The sequence below is a fragment of the Pseudomonas chlororaphis genome (assembly GCA_001023535.1).
Classification (GTDB): domain Bacteria; phylum Pseudomonadota; class Gammaproteobacteria; order Pseudomonadales; family Pseudomonadaceae; genus Aquipseudomonas; species Aquipseudomonas chlororaphis_E.
Map to the genome: position 1 here is coordinate 2,827,782 of CP011020.1, position 19,334 is coordinate 2,847,115.

Genomic DNA, 19,334 nt, shown 5'->3' on the forward strand with positions numbered 1-19,334 from the left:
GTCGCTGAAACAAAAAAGCCGCGTGAATGCAGGTTCACACGGCTTTTTATTTGCCGTTTATCGGCTACGGAACGAAATCAAAGTGCCATCACTCATAGAGACTGAAGAAACCCGAGGATCAGCCGACACGATCCTATAAGAGCAGTGTTTAGCCCTGCTTGGCCCAGGCTGGAAAGGATAACCCGTTCGGTTATTCATCTGGTTGTATTCTCAGAGCGTCGCCTGATGAAAAAAACCCTGCTCGGCATGCGAGCGTTGATGTCCGTTCCCAAGGACAATCCCGGTCTGGTCAAGGCGCAATACATCGCGCTGTCTCGCCAGTTGCCCATGATGTATTTCATCCTGCTGACCAATACCCTGATGCTGGCGGGCACCCACTTTGCGGTCGCGCCGCGCTGGCTGGTGGTGTATTGCCCGTTGATCATGAGTTTGTTCGGCGTGATTCGTGCGGTGGAATGGATACGCACACGCAAGCAGACGCGCAGCCCGGCGCAGATGCTCACGGAGCTCAAGCGCACCAACATGCTCGCACCCTTTGTCGCCGTGGCGTTCACTGCCTGGTCACTGGCGCTGTTTCCCTACGGCACGAGCTATACCCAGGCGCATGTCGCCTTTTACATGGCGATCACCGTCATCGGCTGCATTTTTTGCATGATGCACCTGCTGCCAGCAGCCCTGGCCACCACAGCCGTGGTCAACACCGCCTTCGTGGTGTTCTTCGCCTCCACCAATATCATTACCTTCATTGCCACTGCGATTGACGTCCTGCTGGTGTCCATCGCCATGCTGATCATTCTCAAGGCACAGTACGCCGACTTCACCCGACTGGTGAACATGCAGGCGCATACGGCAAAACTCAGCGAGGAAAACCTTCAACTGGCCAATCAGGACAGCCTGACCGGCCTGGCCAATCGGCGGCAGTTCTTTTCCCGCCTCGATACGCTGCTGTCCCGCGCCAGCGAGCAGGCGATTCGCCTGCCCGTGGGGCTGATCGATCTGGATGGTTTCAAGCCGGTCAACGATCTGTATGGCCATAGCATTGGCGACAAGCTGCTCTATCAGGTGGGTCAGCGCCTGACCGGGCTGCTCGATGAAGATGTACACCTGGCCCGGCTGGGGGGTGACGAGTTCGGCCTGATCATCACTCGGGTCATGAGCGATGACCAATTGCGGGTGTTTGGCGAGAAAATCTGCGCCAGCATGCGCGAGCCGTTTCTGCTGGTGGACATCCCTATTCAGATCAGCGCGTCACTGGGCATCGCCACCTTCCCGGATCAGGCATCCAGCGCCACCCAAGTGTATGAATACGCCGACTATGCCTTGTATCAGAGCAAGCGCCACCGTCCCGGCACGGTCTGCCTGTTCAGCGCGGCTCATCGCCAGCAGCTCAATCGCGAAGGGTTGACCGAACAGGCCCTGCGCAGGGCCGATCTGGAGGGTGAGTTTAACGTGGTATTCCAGCCCATCATGGATATTCGCAGTGAGCAAACCGCCGCGTTCGAGGCACTGGCACGCTGGGAAAGCCCAGAGTTGGGTAACGTGCCGCCCAGTGAGTTCATCCCGATTGCCGAGCGCGTCGGCATGGTCAATCGCCTCACGGTGCCGTTGCTGAGCAAGGCGCTGGACGCGGCCGCAAGCTGGCCCGCGGGGATGCGCCTGTCATTCAACCTGTCCGCCCACGACTGTGGTTCGGAGGACGCCGCCCAGCAGATCGTCGAGCTGATCAAGAGCAGCCGGTTCGACCCGGCCTGTCTCGATTTGGAAATCACCGAAACCGCGGCCATCCAGGATCTACCGCAGACCCAGCGAGCGATCGGCCGTTTTCGCGAACTGGGCTGCGGCATCTCCCTCGACGATTTCGGCACCGGCTATTCCAGCCTGAGCCAGATCCACGCGCTGTCGCTGACCAAACTGAAGGTGGACCGCACCTTCGTCACCAACATCCACCTCGACCCGGCCAGCTTCAAGATCGTCAAGTCGCTGATTGCCATGTGCCAGGACATGCAGCTGGAATGCATCGTCGAAGGCGTGGAAACCGCCGCAGAACTCGACGCCCTGAAAAACCTCGGCTGCGCCTGGGCCCAGGGCTACCTATTCTCCAAACCCATGCGCGCCAGCGACATCAGCGCCTGGCTTGAAGGCGAAAAAATGACCAAGGTGCAAGCGGTTTAATCCGCCGCCAGGGCAAGGCGCAATTAGCCGAAAGCCCGCAATTACGCGGGCTTTCGGTGTGTTTCCTACCACTTGATGCCGGGCAGTGCCGGACGCGGGATCATTCCCACTCAATCGTCGCCGGCGGCTTGCTCGACACGTCATAGGTGACGCGGGAGATGCCGTCGATTTCGTTGATGATGCGTCCGGACACGGTTTCCAGCAGCTCGTACGGCAGGTGTGCCCAGCGAGCGGTCATGAAGTCGATGGTTTCCACGGCGCGCAAGGCCACGACCCAGGCGTAGCGACGGCCATCGCCGACCACGCCCACCGATTTCACCGGCTGGAACACCACGAAGGCCTGGCTGACCTTGTGGTACCAGTCGGCCTTGCGCAGTTCTTCGATGAAGATGTGGTCGGCGCGGCGCAGCAGGTCGGCGTATTCCTTCTTCACTTCACCAAGGATCCGCACGCCCAGGCCCGGGCCCGGGAATGGGTGGCGGTAGACCATGTCGTAAGGCAGGCCCAGTTCCAGGCCGAGGCGACGGACCTCGTCCTTGAACAACTCGCGCAGCGGCTCGACCAGCTTGAGGTTCATTTCTTCCGGCAGGCCACCGACGTTGTGGTGGGACTTGATCACGTGGGCCTTGCCGCTCTTGGCGCCGGCCGACTCGATCACGTCGGGGTAGATGGTGCCCTGGGCCAGGTACTTGATGTTGTCCAACTTGCAGGATTCGGCGTCGAACACGTCGATGAAGGTGCGACCGATGATCTTGCGCTTCTTCTCCGGATCGGACTCACCGGCCAGGTTGGTCAGGAACTGTTCTTCGGCATTGGCGCGGATCACCTTGACTCCCATGTTCTCGGCGAACATGGCCATCACTTGCTCGCCTTCGTGCAGGCGCAGCAGGCCGTTGTCGACGAAGACGCAGGTCAGTTGATCACCGATGGCCTTGTGCAGCAGCGCCGCGACCACCGAGGAGTCCACGCCGCCGGACAGGCCCAGCAGCACGTTGTCGGTACCGACCTGGGCACGCACCTGGGCAATGGCGTCTTCGGCGATCTTCGACGGCGTCCACAGGGCTTCGCACTCGCAGATGTCGAGGATGAAGCGCGACAGGATACGACCGCCCTGCTTGGTGTGGGTCACTTCCGGGTGGAACTGCACGCCGTAGTAGCGGCGTTCGTCGCTGAACATGCCGGCAATCGGGCAGCTCGGCGTGCTGGCCAGGATGTGGAAGTCTTCCGGCATCCGGGTGACCTTGTCACCGTGGCTCATCCACACGTCCAGGCCGAACAGGCCGTCGGCGTCGACATGGTCTTCGATACCGTCGAGCAGGCGGCTCTTGCCGACCACATCGACGCGGGCATAACCGAACTCACGCAGGTCGGAACCTTCGACCTTGCCGCCGAGTTGCTCGGCCATGGTCTGCATGCCGTAGCAGATGCCGAAGACCGGCACGCCCAGGTCAAACACCGCCTGCGGGCAGCGCGGGCTGTTGGCTTCGTGCACGGACTCGGGACCGCCGGCGAGGATGACGCCTTTGGGAGCGAACTCGCGAATCGCTTCGTCATCCATGTCGAACGGGTGCAATTCGCAGTACACGCCGATTTCACGCACGCGGCGGGCAATCAGCTGGGTGTACTGGGAACCGAAGTCGAGGATCAGGATGCGGTGAGCGTGAATGTCGAGGGCCATGACTCATTCTCATGTAGTGAATCAGAAACAACTCGGGGCTGAATGAACAGCCCCGGTGATTAACGTTTTGCTGGAAGCCTCAACCTACGCGGTAGTTCGGCGCTTCCTTGGTGATCTGCACGTCGTGGACATGGGACTCGGCCATGCCGGCGCCGGTGATGCGCACGAACTCCGGCCGGGTACGCATCTCTTCGATGTTGGCGCTGCCGGTGTAGCCCATGGAAGACCGCAGGCCGCCCATCAGTTGATGGATGATGGCGCTCAGGGTGCCCTTGTACGGCACACGACCTTCGATGCCTTCCGGTACCAACTTCTCGGCACCCGCGGAGGAGTCCTGGAAGTAACGGTCCGAAGAGCCCTGGGCCTGGGACATGGCGCCCAGCGAACCCATGCCGCGGTAGGCCTTGTAGCTACGACCCTGGAACAGTTCGATCTCGCCTGGCGCTTCTTCGGTACCGGCGAACATCGAACCCATCATCACACAGTAGGCACCGGCGACGATGGCCTTGGACAGGTCACCGGAGAAACGGATACCGCCGTCGGCGATCAACGGCACGCCCGTGCCTTCGAGGGCGGCGGCGACGTTGGCGATGGCGCTGATCTGCGGCACGCCGACACCGGCAACGATACGGGTGGTGCAGATCGAGCCTGGGCCGATACCGACCTTGACCGCGTCGGCGCCAGCGTCGGCCAGGGCCTTGGCGGCTTCGCCGGTGGCGATGTTGCCACCGATCACCTGCACGTCAGGGAAGTTCTGCTTGACCCAGCGAACGCGGTCGATCACGCCTTTGGAATGGCCGTGGGCGGTGTCGACGACAACGACGTCGACGCCGGCATTGACCAGGGCGGCGACACGGTCACCGGTGTCCTTGCCGGTGCCGACTGCCGCGCCTACGCGCAGACGACCCTGGTCGTCCTTGCTGGCCAGCGGGTAGGCCTTGGCTTTTTCGATGTCGTTGACAGTCATCATGCCCTTGAGGGCGAACTTGTCGTCGACGATCAGCACGCGCTCGATGCGGTGTTTGTGCAGCAACTCGCGAACTTCGTCCTTGCTGGTGCCTTCCTTGACCGTGACCAGGCGCTCTTTAGGCGTCATCACTTGGCGGACGGTGGCATCCAGGCGGTTCTCGAAACGCACGTCGCGGGACGTGACGATGCCGACCAGGTCGCCATCGTGCAGCACCGGAACGCCGGAGATGTTGTGCATGCGGGTCAGTTCGAACAGATCACGAACCGTGGCATCGGCCTCGATGGTGATCGGGTCCTTGACCACGCCAGCCTCGAACCGCTTGACCTTGCGCACTTCGGCGGCCTGCTGTTCGATGGTCATGTTCTTGTGGATGATCCCGATACCGCCTTCCTGGGCCATGGCAATGGCCAGACGGGCTTCGGTCACGGTGTCCATGGCAGCGGAAACCAGGGGGATATTCAGTTCGATGCCACGGGTGAGACGGGTTTTGAGACTGACTTCGTTAGGCAGCACCTCGGAATAACCAGGCACTAGGAGAATGTCGTCGAAGGTCAGGGCTTCTTGGCTGATACGCAGCATCGCGGGGGCTCCCGAGCGGGAAAATGGAAGCGCGCCATTATACTCATGCACCCCGCCTGGCTCAATGTAAAACTCTGTCTATTATTGCCGGGGTGATTGATGGGTGAAAACACACTGCTCCCGGCTGTACTCCGAACCGCGTGGCGAGGGGATTTATCCCCGCTGGACTGCATAGCAGTCCCAAAAACAGTCGGCTCAATATGCCTGATGTACCGCATGGCCTGGGTTTAGGGCCGCTTCGCGCCCCAGCGGGGATGAATCCCCTCGCCACAAAAGCAATCTCCAGTGCCCCTCTCTACAACTCCACCTTCACCCAACTCACCGGCTGATCCAGCCAATCGGCGAATTCGTCGAGGAAGTCCTGCTTGAACCCCGCCTCCAGCCAGTTGTTGAAGATGAACCCCAGGTTGGAGAAACCGCAAGGCTGCAGGAACAGGAAGCCGTTGATGTCATCTTCATGGCCACATTCAGGGCAGGTGAAGTTGTCGGTGCGGGCGGGCATCCAGTCTTCCAGACTTTCGAACAGCGCCTCGCCGATCTCCTGGCGGCATTCGGCACAGCCGGCTTCTTCGAGAAAGCCCTTGGCCGGCGTGTAGATGCAGCGCTTGGTGATGATTTCCAACCCGTTGACCGCTTCCCCGAACGGCAAGGCATCGGGGTGCAACACCACGTTGCTCGCGCCAGGTGCAATGGCATGGGCCATGCGATTGCCGGTGCGCCCGCAGGTGGTCAGTTGTTCCTCGACGATGTTCTTGCGCACCAGCCAGCGCACGATCGCCCTGGCCCGGGGTTCGTGGACTGGCAAGGTGGAGATTTTCGGAACGATGATGCTTTGGGAGTTCATGACGAGGCCTGGGGTTTCTCTGGCGGGAGCAATTAAAAGGCCGGCAGCTTAATCCCTGGTCAAGCCAGGTCAAGCACTCAGGTAACGCCCGATCAAGGCAATGCCGCTGGCGAGCACCAGCCAGGTCACCAGGCGCACGAACGCTTCACGCGACATCCTCATGGTCAGGCGACGCCCCACCCACAGTCCCAGCGCCATGGCCGGCAACAAACACAGCGCCAGTACCAGCAAGGGTAGCTCGGCATACACGCCCGCGACAGCGAACAGGCTCAGGCGCACCACGGTGCTGCAACTGATCAAGGCACTCTGGGTCGCCCGGGCCGGCTCCTTGGGCAAGCGGCTGTTCAGGTAGATGGCATACAGAAAGCCGCCGCTGCCGAACAACGCCCCGAACATCCCGCCCACTATGCCCATCGGCACCGACCACAGCGCCGACAACTGAGTCGGCCGGGCCTTGATCAACAGGCTGTAGATCGCATAGCCGCTGATGAACACGCCCATCAACAACAGCAGCACGTCGGACTTGAGGTTAAGCAGGAACATCACCCCCAGGCTGCAGCCCACCGCCATGCACGGCAGCAACCGCAGCAGCTCGGGCCGCGACACGTCCCGTCGCGAGGGCAACAGGTTGCCGAAGGCCGCGACAAAATCCAGCAACACCAGCAACGGTACGATTTTTGACAAGGGCATGAACAGCAACAGGATCGGCGCCGCCACCAGCGCCGTGCCGAACCCGGCGATGCCGAAGACGATGTAGGCCAGGCCGATGGCCAGGCCGATGATCAACCATTCGACGGGGGCGAATGCCCATTGCCCCAACCACGACAGAGGATCCATTGCACAACTTCCTTGATGGCGAAGAGGCGACTTTAGCCAAGTGCCGGGCGGCATATCCAGTATTTGTAGAGACCGCCCTACCGCTTTCGCGGGCGAGCCCGCTCCCACAGTTGATCTTCAGTACGACATAGATCGCCTGTGGGAGCGAGCTTGCTCGCGATGCAGGCAACCCGGTCTAATTGTCTGCACACCATCGGCGAATCCCCTTATCATGCCGCCCATGATTAAAGATCCCTTTGCCCGCCTGGGCCTGGACCGCGAGGTCCTGACTGTCAGCCAGCTCAACGGCCGTGCGCGGGTGTTGCTCGAAGACGTGTTCAGCAACATCTGGGTCGAGGGCGAAATCTCCAACCTCGCCCGTCCGGCCTCCGGCCATGTGTACTTCACCCTCAAGGACAGTGGCGCCCAGGTGCGCTGCGCGCTGTTCCGGCAGAACGCCGCCCGGGTTCGCCAGGCCTTGAAAGACGGGTTGGCGGTGAAGGTGCGCGGCAAGGTCTCGCTGTTCGAGGGGCGTGGCGATTATCAACTGATTCTCGACACCGTCGAGCCGGCCGGCGATGGCGCCCTGCGCCTGGCCTTCGATGCCCTGAAGGAAAAGCTCAGCGCCGAAGGCCTGTTCAGCGCCGAGCGCAAGGTGCCGCTCCCGGCCCATCCACAACGCATCGGCATCATCAGTTCGCCCACTGGCGCCGTGATCCGCGACATCATCAGCGTCTTCCGCCGCCGTGCGCCGCAGATTTCCCTGACGCTGATCCCCACCGCCGTGCAGGGCCGCGAAGCCACCGCGCAGATCGTCCGCGCCCTGAAGCTGGCGGACGCCCGGGGGTTCGATGCCCTGATCCTGGCCCGGGGTGGCGGTTCACTGGAAGACTTGTGGTGTTTCAACGAAGAAGCCGTAGCCCGGGCCGTGGACGCCTGCGTGACACCGATCGTCAGCGCCGTCGGCCATGAAACCGACGTGTCCATCAGCGATTTCGTCGCCGACGTACGCGCCCCGACGCCCTCCGCCGCCGCCGAACTGCTGGCGCCGGATGCCGGCGACCTGGTGCGCCGGGTCGAAAGCCTGCATCGCCGGCTGGTGATGCGCATGCGCGACCGCCTGATGCGCGATCAACTGCGCCTCGAAGGCCTCACCCGGCGCCTGCGCCACCCCGGCGAACGCCTGCGTCAGCAAGCCCAGCGCCTGGACGACCTGGACATGCGCCTGCGCCGCGCCTTCGAACGCAGCCTCAATACTCGCCGTGAACGGCTCATCCGTCTGGAAACCCGCCTGGCCGGACAACATCCAGGCCGGCACCTGGCCTTGCTGCGCCATCGCCTGGACAGCCTTGCCGAACGCCTGCCGCGAGCAATGCGCGAGGGCCTGAAAGCGCGACGCGTGCAGTTGCACAACCAGATGCAGACGCTGCACATCGTCAGCCCCCTGGCGACCCTTGGCCGGGGCTACAGCATCCTGCTCGACGAACGCGGCCATGCGATCCGCAGCGCCGGGCAAACCCACACCGGCCAGCGCCTGAGCGCCAGGCTCGGCGAAGGCGAACTGCTGGTGCGGGTCGAAGACAACCACCTGACACCGGTCACCCTTTCTCTACTGGATTGACTCATGCCGCGACTTTCCCTCTCCGCCCTGGCACCGCTGCTGTTGCTGTGCCTGGCCGCCCAGGCCCACGCCGACAGCTACATCACCCGCCTGTTGAACAAACCGGTGCCCGGCGGCGTGGCCGTGGTGGACCTGGGCAGCGCAGCCCAGGCACCGAAAGCCAGCTATCAGGGCAAGCCGGTGCTGGTGGTCAAGGAACAGAACAACTGGCTGGCGATTGTCGGCATCCCGTTGACCGTCCAACCCGGCACCCAGCAGATCAGCAGCGGCGGGACCACCCAACCGTTCGTGGTCGGCTACAAGAAATACCCCGAACAGCACATCACCCTGGCGAACAAACGCCAGGTCAACCCGAACCCGGCGGACCTCAAGCGCATCGACGCCGAACTGGCCGTGCAATTGAAGGCCTACCGCAGCTTCAGCCCGAACATCCCCAGCAACCTGCTGCTGGACAAACCCGTCAACGGCCCGCTGTCGAGCAAGTTCGGCGTGCGCCGCTTCTTCAACGGCGAAGAACGCAACCCCCACGCGGGCCTCGACTTCGCCGTGCCCGCCGGCACGCCCATCAAGACCCCGGCCGCCGGCAAGGTGATCCTCACCGGCAACTACTTCTTCAATGGCAACACCGTGTTCGTCGACCACGGACAAGGCTTCATCAGCATGTTCTGCCACATGTCGAAGATCGACGTGAAGGTCGGCCAGCAACTGGCACGGGGCACGGTGGTGGGCAAGGTCGGCTCCACGGGCCGGGCGACCGGGCCGCACATGCACTGGAACATCAGCCTGAACGATGCACGGGTGGATCCGGCCATTTTTATCGGGGCGTTTCAGCCCTGAAATGTGCTGAGGCTCCTGGCCTCTTCGCGAGCAAGCCCGCTCCCACATAGGGATCTCCTGCGAACACAACATTTGCAACCCACAGAGATCCCCTGTGGGAGCGAGCTTGCTCGCGGTGACGCCTCCCATCACCACCCTCCCGCAAATTGCCAAGCTCAAAACATCGACGCAATTCCTGATATCCATACCTGACACATGCGCGATTAAATCTCGCAAACCCGCCAAAAATCAGAACTTCTCTCAATTTTTTCCGACTGCTTGCGATCCTCCCCTCACACGGTTAGGGTTGAGGGCATGAAAACCTCTCACACCCTCATCCAGCTTCGCCAGCACCGCAGCCTGTGCCTCGTCAGCGCACGACTGCCGGGCTGAATCGCGGCACCTCGTCCAGGCTATGAAGCCACCCCCGTTCGAACCACCGGCAGGCCGCCTTTTTCCGGCCACGACAACAAAAGGATTCCCCCGATGAGCATGCTCAAAGACCCGTCTTCCAAGTACCGCGCCTTCCCGACCATCAACCTGCCGGATCGCACCTGGCCGTCGAAGACCATCACCGCCGCGCCGATCTGGTGCAGCTCCGACCTGCGTGACGGCAACCAGTCGCTGATCGAGCCGATGGACGCCGCGAAGAAGCTGCGCTTCTGGAAAACCCTGGTCGCCGTCGGCGTGAAGGAAATCGAAGCGTCGTTCCCGGCCGCTTCGCAGACCGACTTCGACTTCGTGCGCACCCTCATCGAAGAAGGCCACATCCCGGACGACACCACCATCCAGGTGCTGACCCAGGCTCGCGAAGACCTTATTGCGCGGACCTTCGAATCCCTGCGCGGGGCGAAGAAAGCCATCGTCCACCTGTATAACGCCACCTGCCCGTCGTTCCGCCGCATCGTGTTCAACCAGGACAAGGAAGGCGTGAAGGAAATCGCGGTGAACGCCGCCAAGCTGTTCGTCAAATACGCCGCGCAGCAACCCGAAACCCAGTGGCAGTTCGAGTACTCGCCGGAAACCTTCAGCGCCACCGAGCTGGAGTTCGCCAAGGAAGTCTGCGACGCGGTGATCGAGGTCTGGAACCCGACGCCCGAGCGCAAGGTGATCCTCAACCTGCCGGCCACCGTGGAAGTCGCCACCCCGAACATCTACGCCGACCAGATCGAATGGTTCGGCCGCCACATCAACCGCCGTGACAGCGTGATCATCAGCCTGCACACCCACAACGACCGTGGCACCGGCGTAGCCGCCACCGAGCTGGGCCTGATGGCCGGCGCCGACCGTGTCGAAGGCTGCCTGTTCGGCAACGGCGAGCGTACCGGCAACGTCGATCTGGTGACCGTGGCACTGAACCTCTACACCCAAGGCATCGACCCTGAGCTGGACTTCTCCGACATCGACGGCGTGCGCAAGGTGGTCGAGGAATGCAACCAGATTCCGGTGCACCCGCGTCACCCGTATGTGGGCGACCTGGTCCACACCGCGTTCTCCGGTTCGCACCAGGACGCCATCCGCAAGGGCTTCGCCCAGCAGAAACCGGACACCCTGTGGGAAGTGCCGTACCTGCCGATCGACCCGGCCGACATCGGTCGCAGCTACGAGGCGGTGATTCGCGTGAACAGTCAATCCGGCAAGGGCGGCATCGCCTACCTGCTGGAACAGGAATACGGCATCAGCCTGCCACGGCGCATGCAGATCGAGTTCAGCCAGGTGGTCCAGCGCGAAACCGATCGCCTCGGCCTGGAGATGACCGCCCAGCAGATCCACGCCCTGCTCCACAGCGAGTACCTGCAAGCCAACACCCCGTATGCGCTGGTCAGCCATCGCCTGCAGGAAGAGAACGGCAACAGCGCGGTGGAAGTCGAAGTGGCCAGCAAGGGCCAGGGCGAGACCAACCTGCATTGGCGCGGCAAGGGCAACGGCGCCCTGGAAGCCCTGGTGGCCGGCCTGCCGGTGCCGGTGGAAATCATGGACTACAACGAACACGCCATCGGCGCCGGGACCAACGCCAAGGCTGCGGCCTACATCGAGCTGCGGGTCAACGGTGAACGCGCGGTGCACGGTGTGGGCATCGATGAAAACATCACCACCGCCAGCTTCAAGGCCCTGTTCAGCGCGCTGAACCGCTCGCTGAGCCAGATAGAAGCCAAAGCGGCCTGATCCTCCGCTGAATACAAAAAGCCCCGGGGTGTGAACCCCGGGGCTTTTTTGTGGGCTGGCATTAACGGACGTTCTGCGTTCGGCTCTTGTAGGAGCGCGCTTGCTCGCGAAGACGGCGGCGGCTCAGCCCCCCAATGTCAAGCATGGGTGTCGACAGGGCCGGCCATCGCCTGCAGCAACGATGCCCGCAAGGTTTGCAAGGCAGCCTGGGTGCCCATGATCTGGGTCTGGATGGCCATCGCCTGCTGGGTCTTCTGTTCGGCGCTGGCCTGGCTCTTCTGCACTCGCGCCAGCTCAGCTTGCTGCTGGGCCAGGAGCTTCTCGGCCTGCTCGATTTGCTTCTTCAACTGCTCGACGACATCGATACCGCCGCTGGAAGGCGCACCGGCCACGTTGGCGCCGCTGGTATCGACTTTCAGTGTTTTCCCCTTCTCATCGCCAGCTTCGGTCGCTGTCGTGGTAGTCGCCGTTTCTTCGCCAGCGCCCTTGATCCGAACGGTGGGGGCCGAAAGCGGATAAGGGTTTACGGTAGTTGCGCTGATAGTGGTCATGGGTACGCCTCCTTGGATGACTTTCTATCGGCCTGCGCCCCCCTTTCTAAAGGGCTGAATCGTTACATTTAGATGAATTCGAAGTCATCTGCATCCAGGTTCGCGGGAAACCGCGTGCGGTACGCGGCCAGGTCGGCTGCGTTCAAGCGCACCGTGAACACACCGTCGGCGTCGCCGGCGCTGAGCAAGGTCTCGCCCTGGAAATCCAGCACCTGGCTGTCGCCGGTGTAGGCGAAGCCCTTGCCATCGGTACCGATGCGGTTCACCGCGGCGACATAACACAGGTTCTCGATCGCCCGGGCCGGCAGGAGCCGGTTCCAATGCTGGCGACGCGCACCTGGCCAGTTGGCGGTGTACAGCAGCAGGTCGGTGTCCTCGGCGTCGCGGCTCCAGACCGGAAAGCGCAGGTCGTAGCAGATCAGCGGACGAACCCGCCAGCCCTTGAGCTCGAATAGCACCTGGCGCTCCCCCGGCGTGTAGTGGTTGTGCTCCCCCGCCATGCGAAACAGATGACGCTTGTCGTAATGCAGCACTTCACCGTCCGGCCGCACCCAGAGCAGGCGGTTGCGGTGGCTACCGTCGGCGGCCTGGACAATCAGGCTGCCGGTGATCACCGCATCGAGCCGCGCCGCCTGGGTGCGAAGCCACACGCTGGTGGGGCCGTGCTCCGGCTCCGCCAGGGTGTGCGACGCCATGGAAAACCCGGTGGTGAACATTTCCGGGAGGATGATCAAGTCCGCCCCGCGGGCCTGTTCCAACAGGCCTTCGAAATGCTCCAGGTTGGCCTGGCGATCGTGCCAGGCCAGCGTGGTCTGGATCAGGGCAATGTCGAGGTTCGGCAACGCGCTCAAATCACGCATAGTTTTTCCGCCGCTTCACGCAGCGTCTCCTCGCGCTTGGCAAAGCACAGGCGCACCAGGCGCTGGCCTTGGGGTGGGTCCTGATAGAACACCGACACCGGAATCGTCGCCACGCCGTGTTCACGGGTCAGCCAGACCGCCATGTCGACGTCGTTCAGGTCCGGGCGGATCTGGCTGTAATCCACCAGCTGAAAGTAAGTCCCGGCCACGCGCTTGAAGCTGAACCGCGACGGAGCCAGCAGATCGCAGAACAGGTCACGCTTGGCCTGGTAGAAGGCCGGCAGCTCATCGACGTGCTCGGGGTGCTCGGCCATGTAGTCGGCCAGGGCGTACTGCAACGGCGTCACACCGCAGAAACTGACGTACTGATGGACCTTGCGCAGCTCCGCGCTCAGAGCCGGCGGTGCCACGACGTAGCCGGTTTTCCAGCCCGTGACGTGATAGGTCTTGCCGAACGAACTGACCACGAAGGCCCGCTGATACAGTTCTTCGTGGGCCAGCACGCTGGCATGGGACACACCGTCGAACACCAGGTGTTCATAGACTTCGTCGCTAACCAGGTAGATATCGCGGTCGCGAATCAACGTCGCCAACCGATCCAGCTCGGCGCGGCTGATCAGCGCGCCGCTGGGGTTGTGCGGGGTGTTGAGGATGATCATGCGGGTACGCGGGCTCAAGGCTTCGCCAAGCTTCTGGAAGTCGATGGCGAAATCTTCCAGGCCCAGTTGCACGTGCACGCAACGCCCACCGGCCAACGTTACGGCGGGCTCGTAGCTGTCATAGCAAGGGTCGAACACGATCACTTCGTCACCACGGTGGACCACGGCGGCAATGGCACAGAAAATCCCCTGGGTCGCACCAGGCGTCACGGTGATCTCCTGGTCGGCATCGACGCTGGCGCCGTAGCTGCGGGTGATTTTCGCGGCGATCTGCTGACGCAAGGCCGGCAGGCCGGTCATGGGCGAATACTGGTTATGGCCTTGGGCAACATGCCGACCGACCGCATCGCGCAAGGCCTGCGGGCCATCGAAATCGGGAAACCCCTGGGACAGGTTCAGCGCGCCGGTCTGCGCGGCAAGCTGGGACATCTGGGTGAAAATGGTGATGCCGACGTTTGGCAACTTGCTGGTGATCATCAACGGTCCCTTGCTCTGCCCCCGGCTCTGGCGCGGCGCGGGAGAGACCGAGAATAGCCCAATCGTCGGGCATGAAAAAGGGTGCCCAGGGGCACCCGATATCACTCAATGACATCACAGCCATCCCGACACAGAACCCTGTGGCGAGGGGATTTATCCCCGCTGGGTTGCGCAGCAACCCCAAAGCAGTGAATTCAATCTACCTGACACACCGAGTTGTGGGTTTTAGGGCTGCTACGCAGCCCAGCGGGGATAAATCCCCTCGCCACAGGTTCTGGATGCTGTCTCTGTGGGCAACGCCCCTCTGAGCAGTCAATCAGCGCTTATCGCGACGCTTCTTGTCGGCCTTCTTGTGGTGCGACATCAAGCGGCGCTTCTTGTTGACCTGGCGGTCGGTGAGCGTGTTCTTGTTGCCTTCGTACGGGTTCTCGCCGCCCTTGAACTCGATGCGGATCGGCGTGCCGACCAGCTTCAGGACGCGGCGATAGGTGTTTTCCAGGTAACGGACGTAGGACTTGGGCACCTTCTCGATCTGGTTACCGTGAATCACGATGATCGGCGGGTTGGCACCACCCAGGTGGGCGTAACGCAGCTTGATCCGACGGTTGTTGACCATCGGTGGCGCGTGCTCGCCGACGGCGTCTTCGAGGATCTGGGTCAGGCGGTTGGTCGGCCAGCGGGTGACCGCCGACTTGAACGAGTTCTGCACCGAGGCGTAGAGGTTGCCCACGCCCGTGCCGTGCAGGGCCGAGATGAAGTGGATGTCGGCGAAGTCGACGAAGAACAGCCGGCGCTGCAATTCGACCTTCACGAAATCCCGCTCGCTGGGCGTCATGCCGTCCCATTTGTTGATCGCGATGACCAATGCGCGACCGGCCTCCAGGGCAAAGCCCAGCAGGTTCAGGTCGTGATCGACCACGCCTTCGCGCGCGTCCATCACGAAGATCACCACGTTGGCGTCCTTGATCGCCTGCAACGTCTTGACCACGGAGAATTTTTCGACTTCTTCGTGGATCTTGCCGCGCTTGCGCACACCAGCGGTGTCGATCAGCGTGTACTTCTCTTCGTTGCGTTCGAAGGGAATGTAGATGCTGTCGCGGGTGGTGCCGGGCTGGTCATACACGATCACCCGGTCTTCACCGAGCATGCGGTTGACCAGGGTCGACTTGCCCACGTTCGGACGACCGATGATGGCGATCTTGATACCGTCTTTTTCGCTCGGGCCCGGAATACGCTTGGCTTCTTCGCCTTCGGCGACGATTTCCTCTTCGCCCTCTTCCGGCTCGTCTTCATCGTCCTTCGGGAAGTCCGCCAGGGCGATTTCCAGCAGTTGGCTGATACCACGGCCGTGGGCACCGGCGATCGGGATCGCCTGGCCCATGCCCAACGGTGCGAATTCGGCGCGGGCCATGTCCGGGTCGATGTTGTCGACCTTGTTGGCCACCACGTGGGAGCGCTTGTTACGTTTGCGCAAATGCTCGGCGATCATCTGGTCGGCGGCGGTAAAACCGGCCTTGGCGTCTACCAGGAACAGCACCACATCGGCTTCTTCGATGGCGAGCAACGACTGCTCGGCCATTTTTTCGTCCATGCCGTGTTCATCACCGGAGATGCCGCCGGTGTCGACCAGGATATAGGTACGCCCTTGCCACTTGGCCTCACCGTATTGGCGATCACGGGTCAGACCGGACAAGTCGCCGACGATGGCGTCGCGAGTCCTGGTCAGGCGATTGAACAAGGTGGACTTGCCGACGTTCGGTCGGCCCACCAGGGCGATTACGGGAACCATGCGGCTCTCCACTTCGTTATTTCAGAAAATACAAAAGCCGCTGCGAGGCAGCGGCTGGTGCTCGGGGCCAATCCTGTGGGAGCGAGCTTGCTCGCGATAGCGGTAGACCAGCGACATGGAAATCGACTGATCCGGCGCTTTCGCGAGCAAGCTCGCTCCCACAAAGTACAGCCGCTTGGGGGATTACCCCCAAGCATAGTCTTACTTGATGGTCAGGGCTTCCAGCTTGCCGCTGTTGCCATACACATAAATCATGTTGCCCACCACCAGCGGACGGGCACGCAGGCCGTCGCTGTCGATGCGCTCACGGCCGACGAAACGGCCGTCTACCTGGCTGAGCAGGTGCAGGTAACCTTCCAGGTCACCCACTGCAACGTAGCTGGAGAACACTTCCGGGGCCGACAACTGGCGGCGGGCCAGGGAATCATTGCTCCACAACGCGGTGGTGGAACGCTCGTCGACGCCTTCGACCGTGCCCGAGGACAGGCTCACGTAGACGCTGCCAAACCCTTGGGCGACACCGGCGTAGCTGGACGCATCGCGTTGCCACAGCGGACGACCGCTTTCCAGGTCCAGTGCGGCCACGCGGCCCTGGTAGCTGGCGACGTACAGTGTACCGCCGGACAACAGCAGGCCGCCGTCGATGTCGACCACGCGCTCCAGTTCCGAACGACCTTGCGGCACAGCAACGCGCTGCTCCCACACCGGCACGCCGTTGGAGATGTCCAGGGCGACCACCTTACCCGTCGACAACCCAGCCACCGCGAGGCGGTTGGTGACGACAGGCGCGCTGGTGCCGCGCAGGGTCAGTACCGCCGGCGTGCTGTCATAGACCCAGCGCTGGTTGCCGGTGGCGGCATCCAGGCCGATCAGACGGTCATCCTGGGTCTGGACCACGACCACGTCACCGTTGGTGGCCGGCGGTGCGAGCACTTCACTGGACACGCGGGCGCGCCATTTCTCTTCACCGCTGCTCGCATCGAGGGCGACGATCTCCCCCTTGAGCGTGCCGATCATGACCAGACCGTAACCCACGCCCACGGCGCCGGACACGGGCAGTTCGAGATCCTTTTCCCACTTGGTGTCGCCGTTCATGCGATCCAGTGCATACACTTCACCAGTGACGTCACCGGCGTAGATCGTGTCGCCATCGATGGCCGGCACCAGCATGTTGTAGGTTTCGCCCTGGCCTTCGCCGATGGAACGGCTCCATTGCTTCTGCAGCACGACTTCTTCTTTGAAATCGGTCAGCTCGGCCGGGGGCAGTTCTTTCTTGCTGTTGCTGCTGCAACCCGCGGCCAGAATGGCCAGGGTCAGCAATGCTGCATGTTTCCAACGGATCACGTCACGCATCCCCTTTGGCCAGGTCGTCCAGCTTGATTTGCAGGCCACCGACTGCGGCTTCATCCGACAGCGCAGCCTTGGCTTTTTGGTAGGCCGCGTGAGCCTCATCGGTGCGGCCCAGCTGTACCAGCAGGTCGCCCTTGAGTTCTTCGCGGGTCGCCAGGAAGGCCTTGTCGGCATCGCCGTCAAGCAACTTCAGGGCGTCTTCGGTCTTGTTCTGTGCCGCCAGCACCTGCGCCAGGCGCTGACGCGCCACTTCGCCCAGGGTCGGGTTGGCCGGCTTGTCGACAATGCCCTTGAGCTCGGTGGCGGCGTCGTCCAGCTTGCCGTTGTCCACCGCTACCTTGGCCACGAACAGGCGACCGTACTGCGCGTACGCGGTGCCGCCGAACTCGCTGTTGAGCTTGCCGGCCAGATCCGCGACACGTGCCGCGTCAGGCTTGCCGTCTGGCGTCAGGGTGGTTTCCAGCAATTGCTGATAGAGCACCGAGGCGCCTTGCGACTGGTTGTTCTGGTATTTCTGGTAGGCCTGCCAGCCGAACACGATGACCAGCGCCAACAGGCCGCCAGTGACCAGCGGCTTGCCATTGCGCGTCCACCAGTCCTTCAAATCCGCCAGCTGTTCATCTTCGGTACTCGACACCCCAATACTCCTTAATCGCTAAATCGGCTGTTTGACAGCTTCAACCCTGCACGACGCAGGTGGCCAGGTGTGCAGCAAGCGCATCCCAGGCAATGCTTTGTTGTTCGCCCTGGCCACGCAGGGGTTTGAAACCTACCACTTGTTGGGCCAGTTCGTCGTCACCAAGGATCAGTGCATACAGCGCACCGCTCTTGTCGGCCTTCTTGAACTGGCTCTTGAAGCTGCCGGCACCGGCGTTGATCTGCAGGCGCAGGTTGGGCAACTGGTCGCGGACCCGCTCACTCAGCGACAATGCCGCCAGCTCGGCCGCTTCGCCGAACGCGCAGAGGTAGACGTCAACCTGACGGGACAGCGCCTGCGGCACCTTGTCCAAGGCCTCGAGCATCAGCACCAGGCGCTCGATGCCCATGGCAAAGCCCACGCCCGGGGTCGGCTTGCCGCCCATCTGTTCCACCAGCCCGTCGTAGCGGCCGCCGGCACACACGGTGCCCTGGGCGCCGAGCTTGTCGGTGACCCATTCGAATACGGTCTTGCTGTAGTAATCCAGGCCACGGACCAGTTTCGGGTTGATCACGTAGGGAATGCCGGCGGCGTCGAGACGAGCCTTGAGCCCTTCGAAGTGCACGCGGGACTCTTCGTCCAGGTAGTCGGCCAGCTTCGGCGCATCCACCAGCACGGCCTGGGTGTCCGGATTCTTGGTATCCAGCACCCGCAGCGGGTTGGTCTTGAGCCGACGCTGGCTGTCTTCGTCCAGGTGCTCGAGGCGGGCCGAGAGGAACTCCACCAACGCGTCACGGTACCGAGCACGGGCTTCGGCGGTGCCGAGGCTGTTGAGCTCCAGCTTGACCGCGTCGCGGATGCCCAGCTCACCCCACAGGCGCCAAGTCAGCACGATCAGCTCGGCGTCGATGTCCGGGCCATCGAGGTTGAACACTTCGCAGCCGATCTGGTGGAACTGGCGATAACGGCCTTTCTGCGGACGCTCGTGACGGAACATCGGGCCGATGTACCAGAGCTTCTGCACCTGGCCGCCACCGGTGATGCCGTGCTCGAGCACCGCACGTACGCACGCCGCCGTGCCTTCGGGGCGCAGGGTCAGGGAATCGCCGTTGCGATCGTCGAAGGTGTACATCTCTTTTTCGACGATGTCGGTCACTTCACCAATCGAGCGCTTGAACAGCTCGGTGAACTCGACGATCGGCATGCGGATCTGCCGGTAACCGTAGTTATCCAGCAAACGCGCCACGGTGCCCTCGAAATAGCGCCACAGGGGCGTCTGCTCGGGCAGGATGTCGTTCATGCCACGAATGGCTTGCAGGGACTTGCTCACAGATTTTCCTTAAATTCGT

Annotated in this window: 15 protein-coding genes; 4 read left to right on the forward strand and 11 right to left on the reverse strand. The window is 62.4% G+C overall.

Annotated elements, in window-relative coordinates; translation table 11 throughout:
• The first annotated feature begins 225 nt into the window (after positions 1–225).
• A complete protein-coding gene (locus VM99_12470) occupies positions 226–2,172 on the forward strand; it encodes a histidine kinase (GenBank protein AKJ98839.1) in 1,947 nt (648 codons plus the stop codon).
• Positions 2,173–2,272: 100 nt separating this feature from the next.
• Here VM99_12470 and guaA read toward each other — a convergent pair whose 3' ends face one another.
• The 4 genes from guaA to VM99_12490 form a co-directional block, all read right to left on the reverse strand.
• The gene (gene guaA, locus VM99_12475) at positions 2,273–3,850 is read right to left on the reverse strand and encodes a GMP synthase (GenBank protein AKJ98840.1); all 1,578 of its coding nucleotides are present in this window, start codon (positions 3,848–3,850) and stop codon (positions 2,273–2,275) included.
• A 79-nt stretch (positions 3,851–3,929) separates the two neighbouring features.
• A complete protein-coding gene (locus VM99_12480) occupies positions 3,930–5,399 on the reverse strand; it encodes an inosine-5-monophosphate dehydrogenase (protein ID AKJ98841.1) in 1,470 nt (489 codons plus the stop codon).
• Positions 5,400–5,694: 295 nt separating this feature from the next.
• Complete coding sequence (locus tag VM99_12485) at positions 5,695–6,243, reverse strand: sugar ABC transporter ATPase (GenBank protein AKJ98842.1); 549 nt, start codon at positions 6,241–6,243, stop codon at positions 5,695–5,697.
• A gap of 69 nt (positions 6,244–6,312) precedes the next feature.
• Complete coding sequence (locus tag VM99_12490; GenBank protein AKJ98843.1) at positions 6,313–7,080, reverse strand: permease; 768 nt, start codon at positions 7,078–7,080, stop codon at positions 6,313–6,315.
• 220 nt (positions 7,081–7,300) lie between these two features.
• Here VM99_12490 and VM99_12495 point away from each other — a divergent pair, with 220 nt between their 5' ends.
• The 3 genes from VM99_12495 to VM99_12505 all read left to right on the forward strand — a co-directional run bounded on the left by VM99_12495 (position 7,301) and on the right by VM99_12505 (position 11,662).
• A complete protein-coding gene (locus VM99_12495; GenBank protein AKJ98844.1) occupies positions 7,301–8,680 on the forward strand; it encodes an exodeoxyribonuclease in 1,380 nt (459 codons plus the stop codon).
• Between the two features lie 3 nt (positions 8,681–8,683).
• Entirely contained in the window at positions 8,684–9,517 is an 834-nt protein-coding gene (locus VM99_12500; protein AKJ98845.1) for a peptidase M23, read from the forward strand.
• A gap of 465 nt (positions 9,518–9,982) precedes the next feature.
• Positions 9,983–11,662, forward strand: a complete 1,680-nt coding sequence (locus tag VM99_12505; GenBank protein AKJ98846.1) for a 2-isopropylmalate synthase — start codon at positions 9,983–9,985, stop codon at positions 11,660–11,662.
• 137 nt (positions 11,663–11,799) lie between these two features.
• On the opposite strand, the gene VM99_12510 is transcribed toward VM99_12505, so the two are convergent.
• The 7 genes from VM99_12510 to VM99_12540 all read right to left on the reverse strand — a co-directional run bounded on the left by VM99_12510 (position 11,800) and on the right by VM99_12540 (position 19,315).
• On the reverse strand, positions 11,800–12,213 hold the full coding sequence (locus VM99_12510; GenBank protein AKJ98847.1) for a hypothetical protein: 414 nt from the start codon (positions 12,211–12,213) through the stop codon (positions 11,800–11,802).
• 68 nt (positions 12,214–12,281) lie between these two features.
• Positions 12,282–13,073: a carbon-nitrogen hydrolase gene (locus tag VM99_12515; GenBank protein ID AKJ98848.1), complete on the reverse strand. Its 792-nt coding sequence runs from the start codon at positions 13,071–13,073 to the stop codon at positions 12,282–12,284.
• Entirely contained in the window at positions 13,061–14,209 is a 1,149-nt protein-coding gene (locus tag VM99_12520) for an aminotransferase (GenBank protein AKJ98849.1), read from the reverse strand. The genes VM99_12515 and VM99_12520 overlap by 13 nt, the downstream gene beginning before the upstream one ends.
• 316 nt (positions 14,210–14,525) lie before the next feature.
• Positions 14,526–15,998 carry a GTP-binding protein gene (locus tag VM99_12525; protein AKJ98850.1) on the reverse strand — a complete coding sequence of 491 codons (1,473 nt, stop codon included), beginning with the start codon at positions 15,996–15,998 and terminating at the stop codon, positions 14,526–14,528.
• 201 nt (positions 15,999–16,199) lie between these two features.
• Complete coding sequence (locus VM99_12530) at positions 16,200–17,351, reverse strand: dehydrogenase (GenBank protein AKJ98851.1); 1,152 nt, start codon at positions 17,349–17,351, stop codon at positions 16,200–16,202.
• Complete coding sequence (locus VM99_12535; protein AKJ98852.1) at positions 17,344–17,985, reverse strand: GTP-binding protein; 642 nt, start codon at positions 17,983–17,985, stop codon at positions 17,344–17,346. Before VM99_12535 ends, VM99_12530 begins: the two co-directional genes overlap by 8 nt.
• A gap of 40 nt (positions 17,986–18,025) precedes the next feature.
• Positions 18,026–19,315, reverse strand: a complete 1,290-nt coding sequence (locus VM99_12540) for a histidinol dehydrogenase (GenBank protein ID AKJ98853.1) — start codon at positions 19,313–19,315, stop codon at positions 18,026–18,028.
• Positions 19,316–19,334 lie beyond the last annotated feature (19 nt).

Coding starts and splice junctions, on each gene's coding strand:
- VM99_12500 (AKJ98845.1), top strand. CDS start 8,684: ATGCCGCGACTTTCCCTCTCCGCCCTGGCACCGCTGCTGTTGCTGTGC.
- VM99_12530 (AKJ98851.1), bottom strand. CDS start 17,351: ATGCGTGACGTGATCCGTTGGAAACATGCAGCATTGCTGACCCTGGCC.
- VM99_12490 (AKJ98843.1), bottom strand. CDS start 7,080: ATGGATCCTCTGTCGTGGTTGGGGCAATGGGCATTCGCCCCCGTCGAA.
- VM99_12495 (AKJ98844.1), top strand. CDS start 7,301: ATGATTAAAGATCCCTTTGCCCGCCTGGGCCTGGACCGCGAGGTCCTG.
- VM99_12505 (AKJ98846.1), top strand. CDS start 9,983: ATGAGCATGCTCAAAGACCCGTCTTCCAAGTACCGCGCCTTCCCGACC.
- VM99_12470 (AKJ98839.1), top strand. CDS start 226: ATGAAAAAAACCCTGCTCGGCATGCGAGCGTTGATGTCCGTTCCCAAG.
- VM99_12485 (AKJ98842.1), bottom strand. CDS start 6,243: ATGAACTCCCAAAGCATCATCGTTCCGAAAATCTCCACCTTGCCAGTC.
- VM99_12525 (AKJ98850.1), bottom strand. CDS start 15,998: ATGGTTCCCGTAATCGCCCTGGTGGGCCGACCGAACGTCGGCAAGTCC.
- guaA (AKJ98840.1), bottom strand. CDS start 3,850: ATGGCCCTCGACATTCACGCTCACCGCATCCTGATCCTCGACTTCGGT.
- VM99_12515 (AKJ98848.1), bottom strand. CDS start 13,073: ATGCGTGATTTGAGCGCGTTGCCGAACCTCGACATTGCCCTGATCCAG.
- VM99_12520 (AKJ98849.1), bottom strand. CDS start 14,209: ATGATCACCAGCAAGTTGCCAAACGTCGGCATCACCATTTTCACCCAG.
- VM99_12480 (AKJ98841.1), bottom strand. CDS start 5,399: ATGCTGCGTATCAGCCAAGAAGCCCTGACCTTCGACGACATTCTCCTA.
- VM99_12510 (AKJ98847.1), bottom strand. CDS start 12,213: ATGACCACTATCAGCGCAACTACCGTAAACCCTTATCCGCTTTCGGCC.